The sequence below is a fragment of the Pyrococcus sp. ST04 genome (assembly GCF_000263735.1).
Taxonomy (GTDB): Archaea; Methanobacteriota_B; Thermococci; order Thermococcales; family Thermococcaceae; genus Pyrococcus.
The window spans coordinates 1,036,926-1,051,004 of sequence record NC_017946.1 but is presented as its reverse complement, the minus strand read 5'-3'; the positions used below and the strand labels follow the sequence as shown (position 1 = coordinate 1,051,004).

16 protein-coding genes and 2 pseudogenes are annotated in these 14,079 nt (G+C 42.3%); 2 read left to right on the top strand and 16 right to left on the bottom strand.

The window, feature by feature from the left end; genetic code table 11:
- Positions 1-33: 33 nt before the first annotated feature.
- From PY04_RS05405 to PY04_RS05345, 12 genes and pseudogenes are all read right to left on the bottom strand, one after another.
- Complete coding sequence (locus PY04_RS05405) at positions 34-690, bottom strand: DUF4097 family beta strand repeat-containing protein (RefSeq protein WP_014734136.1); 657 nt, start codon at positions 688-690, stop codon at positions 34-36.
- 16 nt (positions 691-706) lie between these two features.
- The gene (locus PY04_RS05400) at positions 707-1,996 is read right to left on the bottom strand and encodes a hypothetical protein (RefSeq protein WP_014734135.1); all 1,290 of its coding nucleotides are present in this window, start codon (positions 1,994-1,996) and stop codon (positions 707-709) included.
- Positions 1,989-2,405, bottom strand: coding sequence for a helix-turn-helix transcriptional regulator (locus PY04_RS05395; protein WP_014734134.1), 417 nt, complete (start codon positions 2,403-2,405; stop codon positions 1,989-1,991). Before PY04_RS05395 ends, PY04_RS05400 begins: the two co-directional genes overlap by 8 nt.
- Before the next feature lie 161 nt (positions 2,406-2,566).
- Entirely contained in the window at positions 2,567-4,024 is a 1,458-nt protein-coding gene (gene asnB / locus PY04_RS05390; protein ID WP_014734133.1) for an asparagine synthase (glutamine-hydrolyzing), read from the bottom strand.
- Positions 4,025-4,108: 84 nt separating this feature from the next.
- The gene (locus tag PY04_RS05385; protein ID WP_014734132.1) at positions 4,109-4,501 is read right to left on the bottom strand and encodes a Mov34/MPN/PAD-1 family protein; all 393 of its coding nucleotides are present in this window, start codon (positions 4,499-4,501) and stop codon (positions 4,109-4,111) included.
- Positions 4,502-4,550: 49 nt separating this feature from the next.
- A complete protein-coding gene (locus PY04_RS05380) occupies positions 4,551-4,946 on the bottom strand; it encodes a 30S ribosomal protein S8e (protein WP_014734131.1) in 396 nt (131 codons plus the stop codon).
- 246 nt (positions 4,947-5,192) lie between these two features.
- Positions 5,193-6,019, bottom strand: a pseudogene (locus PY04_RS05370) (nucleotidyl transferase AbiEii/AbiGii toxin family protein).
- Positions 6,013-6,786: a type IV toxin-antitoxin system AbiEi family antitoxin gene (locus PY04_RS05365; protein ID WP_014734130.1), complete on the bottom strand. Its 774-nt coding sequence runs from the start codon at positions 6,784-6,786 to the stop codon at positions 6,013-6,015. Before PY04_RS05365 ends, PY04_RS05370 begins: the two are co-directional and overlap by 7 nt.
- A 396-nt stretch (positions 6,787-7,182) precedes the next feature.
- Complete coding sequence (locus tag PY04_RS05360; protein ID WP_048056028.1) at positions 7,183-7,371, bottom strand: hypothetical protein; 189 nt, start codon at positions 7,369-7,371, stop codon at positions 7,183-7,185.
- Positions 7,340-7,642: a hypothetical protein gene (locus tag PY04_RS09670; RefSeq protein ID WP_048056027.1), complete on the bottom strand. Its 303-nt coding sequence runs from the start codon at positions 7,640-7,642 to the stop codon at positions 7,340-7,342. The genes PY04_RS05360 and PY04_RS09670 overlap by 32 nt, the downstream gene beginning before the upstream one ends.
- 153 nt (positions 7,643-7,795) lie before the next feature.
- Positions 7,796-8,293: pseudogene (locus PY04_RS05350) on the bottom strand (IS607 family transposase).
- A gap of 58 nt (positions 8,294-8,351) precedes the next feature.
- Positions 8,352-9,542, bottom strand: a complete 1,191-nt coding sequence (locus PY04_RS05345) for an aminotransferase class V-fold PLP-dependent enzyme (RefSeq protein ID WP_014734129.1) — start codon at positions 9,540-9,542, stop codon at positions 8,352-8,354.
- A gap of 56 nt (positions 9,543-9,598) precedes the next feature.
- Here PY04_RS05345 and PY04_RS05340 point away from each other — a divergent pair, with 56 nt between their 5' ends.
- Positions 9,599-10,354 (top strand): Nif3-like dinuclear metal center hexameric protein, encoded by a 756-nt coding sequence (locus PY04_RS05340; protein ID WP_014734128.1) that lies wholly within the window; start codon positions 9,599-9,601, stop codon positions 10,352-10,354.
- On the opposite strand, the gene PY04_RS05335 is transcribed toward PY04_RS05340, so the two are convergent.
- The 4 genes from PY04_RS05335 to PY04_RS05320 form a co-directional block, all read right to left on the bottom strand.
- Positions 10,351-10,755 (bottom strand): hypothetical protein, encoded by a 405-nt coding sequence (locus PY04_RS05335; protein ID WP_014734127.1) that lies wholly within the window; start codon positions 10,753-10,755, stop codon positions 10,351-10,353. The genes PY04_RS05340 and PY04_RS05335 overlap by 4 nt on opposite strands.
- The gene (gene dph2 / locus PY04_RS05330; protein ID WP_014734126.1) at positions 10,718-11,752 is read right to left on the bottom strand and encodes a diphthamide biosynthesis enzyme Dph2; all 1,035 of its coding nucleotides are present in this window, start codon (positions 11,750-11,752) and stop codon (positions 10,718-10,720) included. The genes PY04_RS05335 and dph2 overlap by 38 nt, the downstream gene beginning before the upstream one ends.
- Positions 11,753-11,782: 30 nt before the next feature.
- Positions 11,783-12,037: a TRAM domain-containing protein gene (locus tag PY04_RS05325; RefSeq protein WP_148266015.1), complete on the bottom strand. Its 255-nt coding sequence runs from the start codon at positions 12,035-12,037 to the stop codon at positions 11,783-11,785.
- A gap of 97 nt (positions 12,038-12,134) precedes the next feature.
- Positions 12,135-12,338 carry a MoaD/ThiS family protein gene (locus PY04_RS05320; RefSeq protein ID WP_014734124.1) on the bottom strand — a complete coding sequence of 68 codons (204 nt, stop codon included), beginning with the start codon at positions 12,336-12,338 and terminating at the stop codon, positions 12,135-12,137.
- Positions 12,339-12,510: 172 nt separating this feature from the next.
- Here PY04_RS05320 and PY04_RS05315 point away from each other — a divergent pair, with 172 nt between their 5' ends.
- Complete coding sequence (locus PY04_RS05315) at positions 12,511-14,076, top strand: ABC transporter substrate-binding protein (protein WP_014734123.1); 1,566 nt, start codon at positions 12,511-12,513, stop codon at positions 14,074-14,076.
- The last annotated feature ends 3 nt before the right edge of the window (positions 14,077-14,079 follow it).

Below are 14,079 nucleotides of genomic sequence, written 5' to 3'. Positions count from 1 at the left end.
TTTAATTGAAGAATTAAATAAAAATGTAAAAAATTATATCCTCTCAACAGTAACGCCTCCATTCAGGCTGGAGAGCTTTAGTATATGGGAACCTTCAAAATCCTCTAGGTAATTAACACTGCTCTTCCAGTGTGAAACACCTTCAGTTACCACCATAACATCACAGAATTCTGAGATGTAAAGCGATATATCACCGTTAATCGTGGAGATCTCTCCATCGCCCTCAACATCCTCTAGTGTTAAGCTAATGTTGCCATTGACTGTTGCAATTCTTGAATTCTCTCCTACAATCACGCTTCCCTCTATGTCCCCATTTACCATAGATATTCTCCCTAAAATAGTCCCTTGTAATTTCACTGTCCCATTTACGATCACGACTTCCTCACATTCAGCGTCTTGAATTTTCACATTTCCAGTAACCCCTCTTATCTCGAATGAGACACCCTCAGGAACCTTAATCTCCATCTCAACCCAAGATTTTTCCACAGGACCAGTTATTATTCCGAGTATCTTTCTTTTCCTCGGCTTTTCAATGACCTCCAGCACATCCCCCCTTCTTTTTATGACCACTTTTGTCTCTCCAACAGTGGTGTAGCTGATGTGGACATTGCTATCTTCACTTTTCTTAACATCCACATCTCCGTTTACAAAGTTCACAACGATTTTCCTGATACTTTCAAACACTTCCATTTTAAACCACCCACCCTCATGATATGTACTGCATCAGCTCATCGAGAAGCTCCCTGATCCTTCTCTTTATTCTGTTCCTGTCTATTCCAAGGCCTTCTATGACCTCAGCACTCTCTTCCTCAACTATTGACTTCGCTTTCTTAATAACAAGCTTATATGCCTCTTTGTCGCTTATCGTGTACGTCTTTCCTCCCACCCTTATCTTGACAATGCCATCCCTAGCAGAGATTATAGCATCTTCAATCCTAAGCTTGGCAACTCCCCTCCCAACAGAAACTGAGATGTTTCCAGAGCTAACAGATACGTAATCTTCTGAGAGACTGAGCTTCTCATTACCGCTTTTGTATAATATTCTGTCATTGCTGATGTCTATCTTATACTCATCCGTGATTATCGTTATGTTGTCTCCAACTTTTGTAAGCTGGAATCCATTCCGTAGCTCCTTTATGGTTATCATATCTTTACTCGGCTTTATTGGACTGCCCTCTCTGATCTTTATTGGCCCTATTTTCACTTCCTCTCCAGTTGGAGTTTCAATAACCTCCAGGAAGGGCATCTTCACATAGGATATGCCATTTCCCTCATACAACTTAAATATTCCAAAGTCTAGAACTTCTTCCTTCTTCGTAAATGATTTTGACATCAAAAGAGATTCAGTTGTCAGGATAAAGTTCTCATTCGGGGAAGCTTTCTTTCCCTTAATCTCTATCGGAGCCCACACAACCACTGGGGCAAATAGTCTCCTTCTTATTCTTCCGAGTGGGGTTTTCACTTCAATGTTCACATCCCCTTCCAATGCCCATCCAACTTTTTTCCTTCCGAATTTCAGAGGATATGCTTTCCCCTCCCCGAAGAGTCTTATATCCTCAATGGATACCTCATGGAATTCATAGGCTTTCCTCTCTATTTTTGGAATTAGATCTTCCTTTTTCGTAATTTTTGGAGTGCTGAAGCTGGACACGAATAGAGCTGCTATTGAGAGGACTATGAAGTATCCAAAAGCCATTTTTGGTGTAATTGGAAAGTTTTCGGGAACTCCAAGCCACTTTCCAACGTACAAGAACACTGCTATTAGGAATGCAGCCTTTGCCAGCGAGAACACTATTCCCCCTAATGTAACACCAAACCACCTCCCTACCCCCAGGAGCTCCACGAGTATTATCAGTATAACTATTCCCCAGACCATGTAGTAGTTGTATTTTTCTAGGCCTATCCATCCTCTAAACAACCAAATTACTAAGAGTAGGGCTGCTATCCCCTTGAGATATTCTCTTATCCTAAATCTCAAACCTTCTTCTTCAAACATTTTCCTCACCTTCCTCTTCTTCGAGAGCAGATATTATCGCGAGAAGCCTCAAAAATAAACTTCCATCCGAAGTTATCTCATACTTCTCCACCTTCCTGACCATTTTAGTCCTGAGAAGGAGCTTTAAGTGATGAGAAACCGTCGGACTTTCAACTCCTAAAGCCTCTTTTATCTCCTTAAAGCTCATCGGCTTTTCAGAGAGCATCTTGAGTATTTTTATTCTGTCGGGATTTGCAAGAGCTTTCAACATTTTTGCAGCTTTTTCTTCATCTATATCTGGGAGAGTCTCAAGTTTCCTCTTGAGCCTGGCCTTTATGGATAACATTACCTCGTCAACGGGATCTATGCTTTCCTCCAAAACTTCCAGTCTTTTCTTGAGCTCTTCAAGTTGTCTCCTAAGATCCTCCATCTTACCACCGAGTACAGATTTTTGTAGTATAATTTTCTGTACTTATCTATGGATATTGGTATATAAAAATTTATCTGATTAGATTATTGAACAATTAAATAATTAATTAATAGTGTTGTTGCTTAATTAATCAAAACAGGCGTCGGCTCTGAGAGGTTTCGTCACCTTTCAGCACCAGTCCCTCTCCTCATCCGCCCAAAGACCTCTCTAAATTTCAGGGCAGCAAGTTCCCTAAGCTTAACCCCTTCAGACTTAGCTATTTTCTCTAAGAATTTTTGAGAATTACTTCCATACTGCATAGCCTTCTTCTCCCTGTTAGCAACAAATTCAGGAAGACCCATCTCAATCGCGATTTTTCTAAGTATTACTTTTCTCTTCCCATCTTTAATCTTCTCATTTATGGGCGCATTTAGGGCAAGAACTGCAAATGCTTGGTCAAGGTATGGGTATCTAACTTCAACTCCATTTAGCATTGAAACCTTATCATCTCTAGCCAGGTTCCTCTCGGCAAGCTCTTCAAAGTCTTTAATCATGAGAGTTGGGTTATTGAGGTATTTTGCATACCCCCCGAAGAGCTCATCTGCTCCCTGACCACTTAACAAGACCCTCATGCCATCTTCCCTAGCTAGTTTGGTTGCAAAGTACAGGGGGATACCTATAGCCAAATTCATAGGATTTGGCTCTTCTATTGCAAACATGACCTCGGGAATAGCCGTTTTAACGTCATCCAGGGTGAATATGAACTCTCTAAGCTCTAGTCCGAGTTCTTCAGATACCTTTCTTGCCCATTCTATATCTCTACTACCCTCGGCTCCAGCCGAATAGAGCACAACTTTAGAAAATCTCGATGCTATCAAGGCTATGAGGGAGCTGTCCAAACCACCCGAGAATAAAACCCCGATTTTGCCTCTCTTTCTTAAATTTACTGAATTTTCGAGAAGATTCTTCAGGCCATCTTTATATGAGCTTCCCAAAGACTTTATACTTGTAAGTCTAAGGAGCCTTCTCTTTACTATACCACTCCTGCTGATCTCAACAAGCTCTCCAGGATTTACTGGATGCGCATCATCCCCTATAGCCCAAAGTACCTTTTTTTCTGAAGCAAAGCGACCACTTTGGGAATAGTATATCGGCCTTATCCCAATTGGATCCCTGAAAAGATAGAGCTTTCCGTTATATAGGAATGCAACGGCATAATCACCATTAAGCATCAGCATAATTTTTTTAACAGCCTCCCAGGGAGATAACCTCTTCTCATAGAGATAGTACTCCAATAACCTCAGGATAACTTCACTATCAACATCTGTCTCAAAGCTTACTCCCCTTTCCACCAAATACTCTCGCAGGAATTCATGGTTGTATATCTCTCCGTTATGGACCAAAACAATGTCATTGTAAAAAGGTTGTGTATAACTTTTCGACCCCGTTATTGCAAGTCTGCACTGAATAAGGACATGCTCTCCACCCTTAACTTCATCAACGTCCCCAAAGTTGCTGGATTTTAGAACAAAACCATCACTCCAAACACCAAATGAATCTGGGCCCCTATGTTTACCAGTTTCGATTATCTTGGCTATATCTTTTGATGAGAGTGAAAGTCCACCAGCTATCAGGCACATTGCAGTATTAGGTTGCCGATTCTCTGTAAAAACCTTAGCAGTTCCGAGTTGAATTAGTATTTAATGAGCATGAAATGCTATGAACTAGCGTTCACTAATCACTACCTCCACTTCAACTATCTTCCCATCCTTCCCCATTTGCCAGGCTTTAACTTCTCCACTTGAAGTTACTATAACCCAAACAACTGGCCAAAGCTTCATACCCTTTAGATCTTTGCCACTTGGGAAGGGAGGACAATAAACGTGGGAATGAAAAATCCCAACTATCTCAAGATTTTTCTTTTCTGCGTATTCTAGCGCCTTTAGCATTTCTTCTGGATCCATTTCAAACTCAATAGGGGAATTTAGCCTGTTAGAAACAAAAACTGCTTCATAAACTTCATCTCCCTTTCCTAGTAAGAAACCACAAATTTCTATTGGTGAGTTTTTGGCCTTATCAAGAATCCTATTTAAGGTCTCTTTAGGTAATCTGAGCATAGAGAAATGTAGCCAAAGAACATAATAAATGTTTTAGTAGAAAGGAGAATCACTCGGAAGGCTTCTCCTCGATAAGAACAGCATTTACAACTCCATCTTGACCTGGCCTTGATGTGACCCTGGCTTTCCCTATTTCTGTTTCTATTATTGCACCCTTTGTGATTATGTTTCTTCTTGCAAACTGCCTGTTGGCAGGGTTCTCTATAACCCTAATTATCCTGACCTTCCTACCCTTCCCATTCTTATCAAAGACATTTGCATATGCTGCAGCGGTGAGCCTTACCTTTCTATTTCCTCCATAAGTCCTGATAATTTTCCTGTTGTCACTCTCAGCAACCCTAGTGTTTGCGGGCTCTCTACCTAGCTCCCTCTTCCTCTTCTTCCTCGCGAGGACAATTCTTCCACCTGAAGGCTTTTTGAGTGATCTTCCCTGCCATATCGCCATTTAATCTCACCTCGCTATTTCGGAATTAAGAAGTCGATTTATAAGTTTTTCCTATAGTAAGCAATGCAAAAATGTATGGGAGTAGTGTGGATGGAGCAAACAAAGCTGGTATATGACATAAGCATCAAAGTCGGAGGATGACAACCTCACAACCCCTCTCCTGAGGGTATTGTGGGATCACTTCAAGTTGAGCCTTTGGATTTTGCTCTTCAGTACTCACACGGGAATAAACAACGGCTTTAATTCTCATAATTTAACACTCTCCTTGAGTTCTTCTAAGAATTTCAGAACATCATTCCAAACTTTTTCAAACTCTGGGAGCGGATTTATTTGAGGAGCTAAGCTTCTCCCCCAAGCCTTCTCGTAATAAGTCTTACGTTCCTTAAAGGTTTTCATATTAAGCTGAACATTTTTAAGTCTGAACTTTTCGGGAAGAATGCTAATAACAGTCTTCAATTCGATAATGTCCTTCAATCTCCACACATCATATAGGTCCCTTGGTCTTGTCCTCTGGAAAAGCGAGCGGACTTTCTCGGTAAAATTTCTTCCAAACTGTAAGATTTCAGCCTCACCAGTAAAAATTTGTCCGCATCAGAATATTCATGAAGTAACTTCTTCTCCTGCAACGGAAGCATGATTCTCTCATACTTTTCCAGTGTGATATCCATCTTTATTTTTGAGGGAGTCCCTGTTTTTCTGACAAGTCTGAACGGGATCTTCGCTTCAAACCCCAGCAGTTCCCCCTCAAAGTTCCTGACTCCATAGCGGGGCTCAAATTCTAATCCTAAAAACTCCACTGGACCAGCGCTTGCGAACTCTAACATCCTTTCAAGTCTATCCCTAAGCTTGTCCTCACTAACTTTCCCAGTTAAAGTGTAATCTAGATCCTCAGAAAAGCGATAATCACTAAAATAAGCTTTCTTCAGACACGTTCCACCTTTGAACTCCAAGTCCTTCCAGAGTCCGCTCCTCCAGATTCCGTAAAGGAGCCAGCTGATTACATAATCTTTTTCAATTGTTGAAATTGGCAAGCCTAACTCAAAGCTTTTCCTTTTAATTTCATCGATTACCATTCCAATTCCTCCCAGTAGTCTTCAGGAACGTTTATCAAAAGTCCCCATTTGTAGTCAAACTTTCCCCTGGCGGGCATTGTTGGATCAAGGAGTGAAAAGCTTCTCCTATCTTTGTTTGAAAGTTGGATTTTTTCCTCCAGCCCTAAACCCAGTCGTTCACTGATATATCCTAGTCTTTTTAGAATTGCTTTGTTTCCCATTCTTTGAGCGTACTCTAAAAGCTTTTTCTGGTTAAAGCTCGCATTCTTTAATGCCTTCACAACCTCAATTATCCCGCTGCAATATCTGGGCTTGTCGAGACAATCCACTATGGTCTTCTCTGGGTCTGTGATGTTAACTTCTCTTCTTCCAATCTTTACTGTATTCAAACCAAAGAACTTGCTGGGCTTTACTGTCACTATTTTGAACTTCCTGTTGTTAAATTCAACGATTTTTTCATAACCCCTCTTTCTTGGTGTTTGGACAAAGGTTATGTTAGGAATCTGCTCTGTTAGGCCATAATAATTTAAAGCACTCCAATAGGCTATGGCACTTGGCTTTACGAGGAGGGAAGCAAGAACGAATTCATGGACTGAAGGTGGTTCATCTGGGTTCGGTGTTGGGGCGTAGATACCCTTACCAATCCTTTTTATGAAGCCTGCTTCAGAGAGAACTTTGAGGTAATACTTCAGTAGGTTTCTGTCAATTTTAAGGTGGTCAAGTGCTTCTTGAATCGTAAATGCTTCTCCAAGTTGTAAGAGTCTTGCTAGAACTTCCATTTTGTTCATTTTTTCTCACCATTGGGTAAATATTATTACCTTATTATGAGACTTTTTGAATATAAACATTTCGCATGAGATTAGAGGCCCTTATTGCCGGAGTAAATATTAATCACTTAGCCTTCTTTTGCTTTAGAAAAGCTCTCTCGTGTATGCAAATATAAATGATTCCAAGCTCCCAACACGCTGTAAGTTTAAGTATGGGGCTACTTCCCGAGCTTCCACTTTCTCTCTCCTCTTTAATGATCCATAAGCAGAGTGTAACACCTTTAGTTCCACTGTTTCCTCTGCACCTACTTTTGTTGCAAACGCTGATTAACCATTACTAACGAATTCTTGTGGTGCAGGAGGTTGACCTCAAGTGTTAAGTTTATTGGAACCACTGGTTCCTCCCCCAATACTTCATCAGCCTTCAGGCTGAACGGAAACAGCCCCAGACCTGATGTTATGAAGAGTATTCCTCAACCTCTTCTCACTCTTCCGCCTCTTGACCGTTATTTTCTGGTTAAAGTTCTTCGGGACACTCTCAAGCACAATCGTGGCCTCCAACTCCTCAGCGACCTCAACCAGCCTTCTTGCCAGCTTCCTCTGCAAGTCCCCTCTTTGACAGGAGTTTCCTCTTCCAGCCGACCAAGTGTTTTTCCTGAACAGCCTTTCTAACATCAGAGTAGAACCTTGTCATTTTCTCCAAGTCCGTTCTGACTTGGATTAGAAGGTTGCCTGTGCCGAAGGAGACGTTGTCTGCATTGTAATCCACGCTGAGGAACCTTTCGGTTATTTTAGCCCCATTAAATTCCCTTTCAAAAACAAAATACGTGAGAACCTTCCTCGGCCTTTGTCGTTGGCTGGTGGGGAGTAAACTCACTAAAAACTCACGAACACTTAAAAAAAGAAGAACAGTTCAGTTAGGCGTAGTCGGTGAGGAAAGCGAGTATTTGAAAGTATTCCTCATAAACTTCTTTTATGGTATTGGACTTCTTCACCGTGAGGGGGCTCTCAAGGGTGATTCTGGTCAGTTTCACTCGTTTTCAACCTCCGTGAGGAGTTTTTTGAAGCCCTGAACGAACTTCTTATTCCTGTGGGAACGTATTCCGTAGAGTTTCCCTGCGAAACTTGTTATTATTCCGATTAAGTCTTCAACGAGTTCTTTTCGTGGGGTCTTGTCTTTGGCGAAGACTGTTTCAATCCGCACGTTGTAGGCTGAGAAGAGTTCTTCCAAGTATTTAAACTCAAATCTAGTGAGCCTGTCGGGGTACGTTATGAGAAGGACGTCATATTCGTTGTTCTTGGCTAAGTTTATGAGTTTTTTGAGACCTTTTCGGTTCTCGTTTAGCCCCGAGGTGATTTCCTTAACCTCGTCCACGATTTGGTAGCTTTTGGACTTTCTCTTCGGGGATTCTGAAGTCTCTGCCTATTTTGATTGCGTTGATTTTCTTGCGTGAATCCAGCGGATTATGGTGACCTTGTTGTAATTGAGGAGTTCTGCGACTTCTGAGGGCTTGTAAAACCTGGGCATTTTGACACTTAAGTTAGAAAATGCAACGAAAGTATTTAAAGATCATGCAAAACATCAATCAGAAAACAGCCTTCCCGGTCTCGGTTTTAATGTTAAGAGTCTTCATTTCTTCAAATAGCAACTCAATATCTTCCTTGGTGTTGTAAATGTGGGGAGAGACTCTAATTCCATAAATTCCCTTTGCGCCCCTGAGTGATACTACTACGCCTCTATCCTTCAGCTGTGAGACAACTCTCTTCATATCCTCATAGGGGACATTACCTACCAAGAGGACTATTTGAGAATCGCCTAATGTCCAGAAACCTAGTTCCTGAGCAGTATCCTTAATTTCCCTGGCAAGCTTGAGGTTGTGTCTCTCTATTTCCTCTATTCCCACGCTGTTTATTAACTCAAGGGATGCCCAAAGGGCCACGGCACTCAAGTAGTTTGGTGTCCCAGCGTCAAGCTTTCTTGCATCCTTTCTAACTGGAAGGATGTTCCAAAGGTCTTTATCTTTATCTCCCCACCAATCTGACCATGGAATTGGAGGCTCTGTATTTAAAAGGCCGAGAACTGGAAAGCTTTCCTCTATGAACCTGTCAGACACATACATGATTCCACTCCCGATATTTGGATTCATCAGCCATTTCTCTCCACCGGCGACAAGGACATCCACTTCTAATTTCTCAGGATAAACTTGAAGAGCTCCAAGAGATTGAACTGCATCTACTATCACCCATGCACCATGCTCATGGGATATTTCGGCTATTTCCTTTGTTGGCATTTTTTGACCACTTATCCACTGAACATCACTAAATATTACAGCAAAAGTGTTATCGTCTATTCTCTTCTCAATGTCGGCAATGTTGTAAAGACCGTTGTTATTTTCGACGACCTCAACATCAAGGCCATGAATCTTCGAGTAACTCTCTACTATTGCCGAGATAGTTGGAAACTCTAAGTCAAAAGAAACTATCTTCATGCCTTTCCTAGGCTTTAGCGCTGAAAGTGCTCTCTTAAGACCCTCGGTTGTCTGGAGGCTTAGGGTAATGTTAGCTACCTTGGTCTTCATAAGTTTGGCCGCTTCCTCAAGAACGGGTTCTAAAACCATTTGATCTAGCTCTTCTACAGCGTTTACTCCCTCTCTATAGTTTACCACGTCTAAAAGGAACTCATTAACTCTCTTTAGAACCGTCACAGGCATTAAACCAAGACCTGCAGTATTTAAATATGCCTTAAATTTTTTTAGTCCTGGAAATAACTCCCTCATTAAGGTCACCCTCTGAATGTGTGAAACTATATTTAAATGATTTTGGGGGGAAGACCATGGTCAGCAGGGAAGAGGTTGTTTCCTTCTTAGATGAGTTTTTGAATATATCATCATATCCAGACAAGTCAAGCAACGGCCTTCAGGTAGAAGGAAAGGAGGAGGTTAAAAAGATAGCCTTCGCAGTTGATGCCTGCCTAGATACCATAACGAAGGCAAAAGCCTTTGGGGCAGATATGCTAGTTGTTCATCACGGTATTATCTGGGGAGGCGTTAACTACGTTACCGGCCTTTTTGCTAGGAGGGTGAGGGAATTACTTAAAGCTGAGCTCAATCTGTATGTCGCCCACATACCCTTGGACGCCCATCCAGAAGTCGGAAATAATGCCCAACTTTTGAAACTTCTTGGTTTAGAGCCAAAAGAGCCTTTTGGGGAGTATAAGGGGGTCAAGATAAGCTTCATAGGGGAGTTTGAAGAACCTAAACCCCTTCCGATGATAGCCCAGGTGCTCGCTGAGAAGCTTCCCGTGGATTACGTTAAAAGCTACGAATTTGGACTTCAGGAAATCAAAAGGGTAGCAGTTATGAGCGGTGCGGGAGGATTTGCAATAGAAGAGGCAGGCAAAAAGGCAGATCTTCTCATTACGGGCGAGTTCACTCATGCCGACTATAGGACTGCTGAGGATCTAAGAGTAAGCGTGATAGTAGCTGGCCATTATGCCACGGAAACCCTCGGGGTTAAAGCTTTAATGCCAGTACTTAGGGAGAAGTTTGGTGTGGAGACAATATTCATAGATAGCCCTACTGGACTCTAACCTTTAGGCATGGAAGCGAAATGCAGCAGCTCGTCCCAGTCCAAGTTTAACTCCAGCCCTTCAATGCCAAACATGGTTCCAAGTGTTGTAAATATAAAGTACAGGGCAATGAACGCAATGAAGAAGCCAAATTCAGCCGTGAGGGCAACTATTATGGAATCTTTGATGTTTATCCCCCTCATCATCACTGCAACAACAACTACCCCAAATGCAATCGCTATGTTAAAGAACAGCGTGGTAATCATGGCTATGGCAGATACCGCTAGTAGGTATAGTTTTCCTGGCATTTTATATGTGAACACCTCAAATCCGGTTTTGAGAAAGTAGTAGTAGGACAAGAAGCTTATTAACAAGACTATAAAGTCAGCGGGCTTTATGAAGGGATATGCCGAGAGGTTCATCTTTCTCCCTCCTTCCGCCTAATATTTCGTCGAATTCATACTCCTCTTTGAGACCTAGAAGTAACTCGACTTCTTTTGGTGTCAGCACGGGTTTTCTCCAGCTCTCGTAGTCATCTATTGGAACCCTTGGACATGCAACGACGACATAGGCATCAAAGCCAAAGCCTTCAAGTTTTGTGTAGTTGATTTCGTTCATTGCCAATATTTTAACCTTCTTCCCATGTTCTCTCAACAACCTAGCCACCCTTTTAGCCTCAGCAATTCTCAGCTGGCCCTTTTTGATGCTAACAATTACTCCAAAGTATTCAGCCTCTATAGCCTTGGCTATTTGGGCCCACCTCTTTCTGATGAACCTATCAGCGATTTCATCAACCCATATATAGTCCCCACTGTAAGGGTTAACAGCTAAAACTTTCTTCCTAGTTGCAAGGGCTAGGCCGAGTGGATGGAACGTACCGGAACCTATGAAGAGTATTCCATCTCCTTCTACCTTTGCGGCAGAGAAGTTACATCCTAAAACCTGTCCAGGCCAAGAAACCCTTGAGTCGCCTTTTCCTATTACTGGCTCAAATCCGTTCTCCTTAAGGAAGGCTACAGCCTTGTCAATCTGATGAATGTGTTGTGCCGTCGTTGTGACTATTATTTTCTTCCCAAGCTTCTTTATTTCTTCTATGTTCTTTTCTAAAGCCTCAACAACATTCACCTTAGCAAATGCAGGGACAAATATTGTCGGAACTTCAAGGGAGAGCTTCATATAAGAATGCCCGAGATGTATCAGTGCGTCGCATCCTAATACCTTTGCCTCATGATCCGCTGGATCGCATGCCCCATAATTAATTTCTCCATAAAGAATAACCTCAATGCCATTCTCCTCTAAAAATTCTGCTAACTCTTCAGCCTCCTTTCTTAACCCTTCCGGAGACTGAATGAGAACCCTTTTTGCATTAATTGAATTCAGAGTTTTTAGAATATCCCCTTTTGGCACTTCATGAAGCATGAAAAATAATAGGAGAGAAAGTTAAAAACTTCACTCTATAACTTCAGCGAAGGCAAACCTCTTCTTTACTGAATTTATCACAATCTCAACCTCATCCCCAACATGCGTGTGGGGGACGAATATAACGAAGCCCTTTATCCTTGCTATTCCATCTCCACCTTTTCCCATGCTTTCTATCTTCACTTTATATCTTTCTCCAACCTTAACTGGGGCTTCGTATCTTCTTCCTTTGTTTCCATCAAACCTTCTTCCACCTTTTCCACCATACATATCCAACACTTCCATCCAACATTTGGGCAAAACACTCTAGAAGAGTGTTCTGCCCACTTAAGCCTTGAGAAAAGCGTTAATAAAGATTTTGGTTGCCAAAAAGTAAGAATAATCATCCTCCAGAAACTACGGGAATGACCTCTACAAAGTCTCCATCCTTAACCTCGCTGTCCTCTAAAGCAACTTTTCCATTTACCTTTGCAATGGCACTTTCTGTGTTAAATCCCACCTCTCTTAAAATATCCCTAACTCTCATTCCCTCCTTCCACTCTATCTCTTTCTCAATATTCCTGCCTATGACTTTAACCCTAATCATTCCTCACCACCATAATCCGAGTGGAAGGTTGCTAGATAAGGATTTTGGCTAGTTCGAGGAAATTTCAAAATACACTCCAGAGCCCTCGGAAGAGTTTCGAAAGTTTAACACACAAGAAAATCCAAAAAATTTAAATTCACTGCTGGACGGACTTCAATATTGGTGAAATTACATGAAGATAAAAGTGCAAATATTTGCACTCGTGTTGCTTTTAGTTCTTGGTGTTGTTGCTAGCGGCTGTATAGGAGGCCAGCAAACTGCAACACAAACTAAAGAAGAAGTTACACAGATCGTCATTGGTGTAACAGATAAGGTTACAGATCTCGATCCGGCAAATGCTTATGATTTCTACACATGGGAGGTTCTCAACAACATAATGGAAGGGCTAGTCAAGTACAAGCCCGGAACTTTAGAGATAGAGCCGGCAATAGCGGAGAAATGGGAGGTTAATGAGGATTCAACGGTTTGGACCTTCTACCTAAGAAAGGACGTCAAGTTCGCAGATGGAACCCCACTAACGGCCAAGGACGTAGTGAGGAGCATAAAGAGAGTCATGAAAATAAACGGAGATCCAGCGTGGCTAGTTACGGACTTTGTCAAGGACGTAGTTGCTAAGGATGACTACACGGTTGTCTTCTATCTTAAGCAGCCAACGAGCTACTTCTTGGCCCTTCTAACAACCCCACCATACTTCCCCGTTCATCCCAATTACTCCATGGAGAAAATAGAAAGTGACGCCACTTACGGTGGAGCCGGGCCTTATAGGATAGTTAAGTGGGTTAGGGATGAGGAGCTTGTCCTTGAAGCGAACCCGTACTACTATGGAGAGAAGCCGAAGGTTAAGAGGATAGTGATTAAGTTCTATAGAGATGCATCAACAATGAGGCTAGCCCTCCAGAACGGTGAAATAGACATTGCGTGGAGGACGTTGAGACCCAGCGACATTCAAAGCCTAAAGGAAAGCGGAAACTTCAACGTTATAGAAGTCCCTGGAGGGTTCATAAGGTACATATGCCTTAACACTAAGGTCGATCCAACCAAGAACGTGAAGGTAAGGCAAGCACTAGCAGCTGCCATAGATAGGAAGGAGATAGCCGAGAAGGTGTTCATGGGCACAGTCGAGCCCCTCTACAGCCTAGTGCCAAACGGAATGTGGAGCCACATCGATGCATTCAAGGAGAAGTATGGAGATGCAAACATAGAGCTCGCCAAGAAACTACTGAGCGAAGCTGGATATAGCGAGAGCAATCCTCTTAAGATAACGCTTTGGTATACACCAACCCACTATGGTGACACAGAAGCCGACCTCGCTCAAATTCTGAAGGAGCAGTGGGAAAGGACGGGAATGATAAAGGTGGACATAAAGAGTGCTGAGTGGGGAACATATGTTGACTACGCCAGAAAGGGTCAGATGCAGGTGTATTTGCTCGGATGGTACCCAGATTACCTCGATCCAGATGACTACACAACCCCATTCCTAAAGAGTACTGCCAACAGCTGGGCTGGAACTGGGTATGCCAACCCAACGGTAGATGAGCTTCTAACAAAGGCCCAGAGGCTTACTGACCAGAACGAGAGAGCCAAGCTGTACGAGGAGGTCCAGAAGATACTTGCAGAAGATGTTCCATACATTCCACTAGTCCAAGGAAAGCTGTACCTCGTTACCCAGAAGAACGTTAAGGGAGTGATAATAGGCCCAGATATGATATTCCGCTACTCAACTCTCTACAAAGAGTAATTT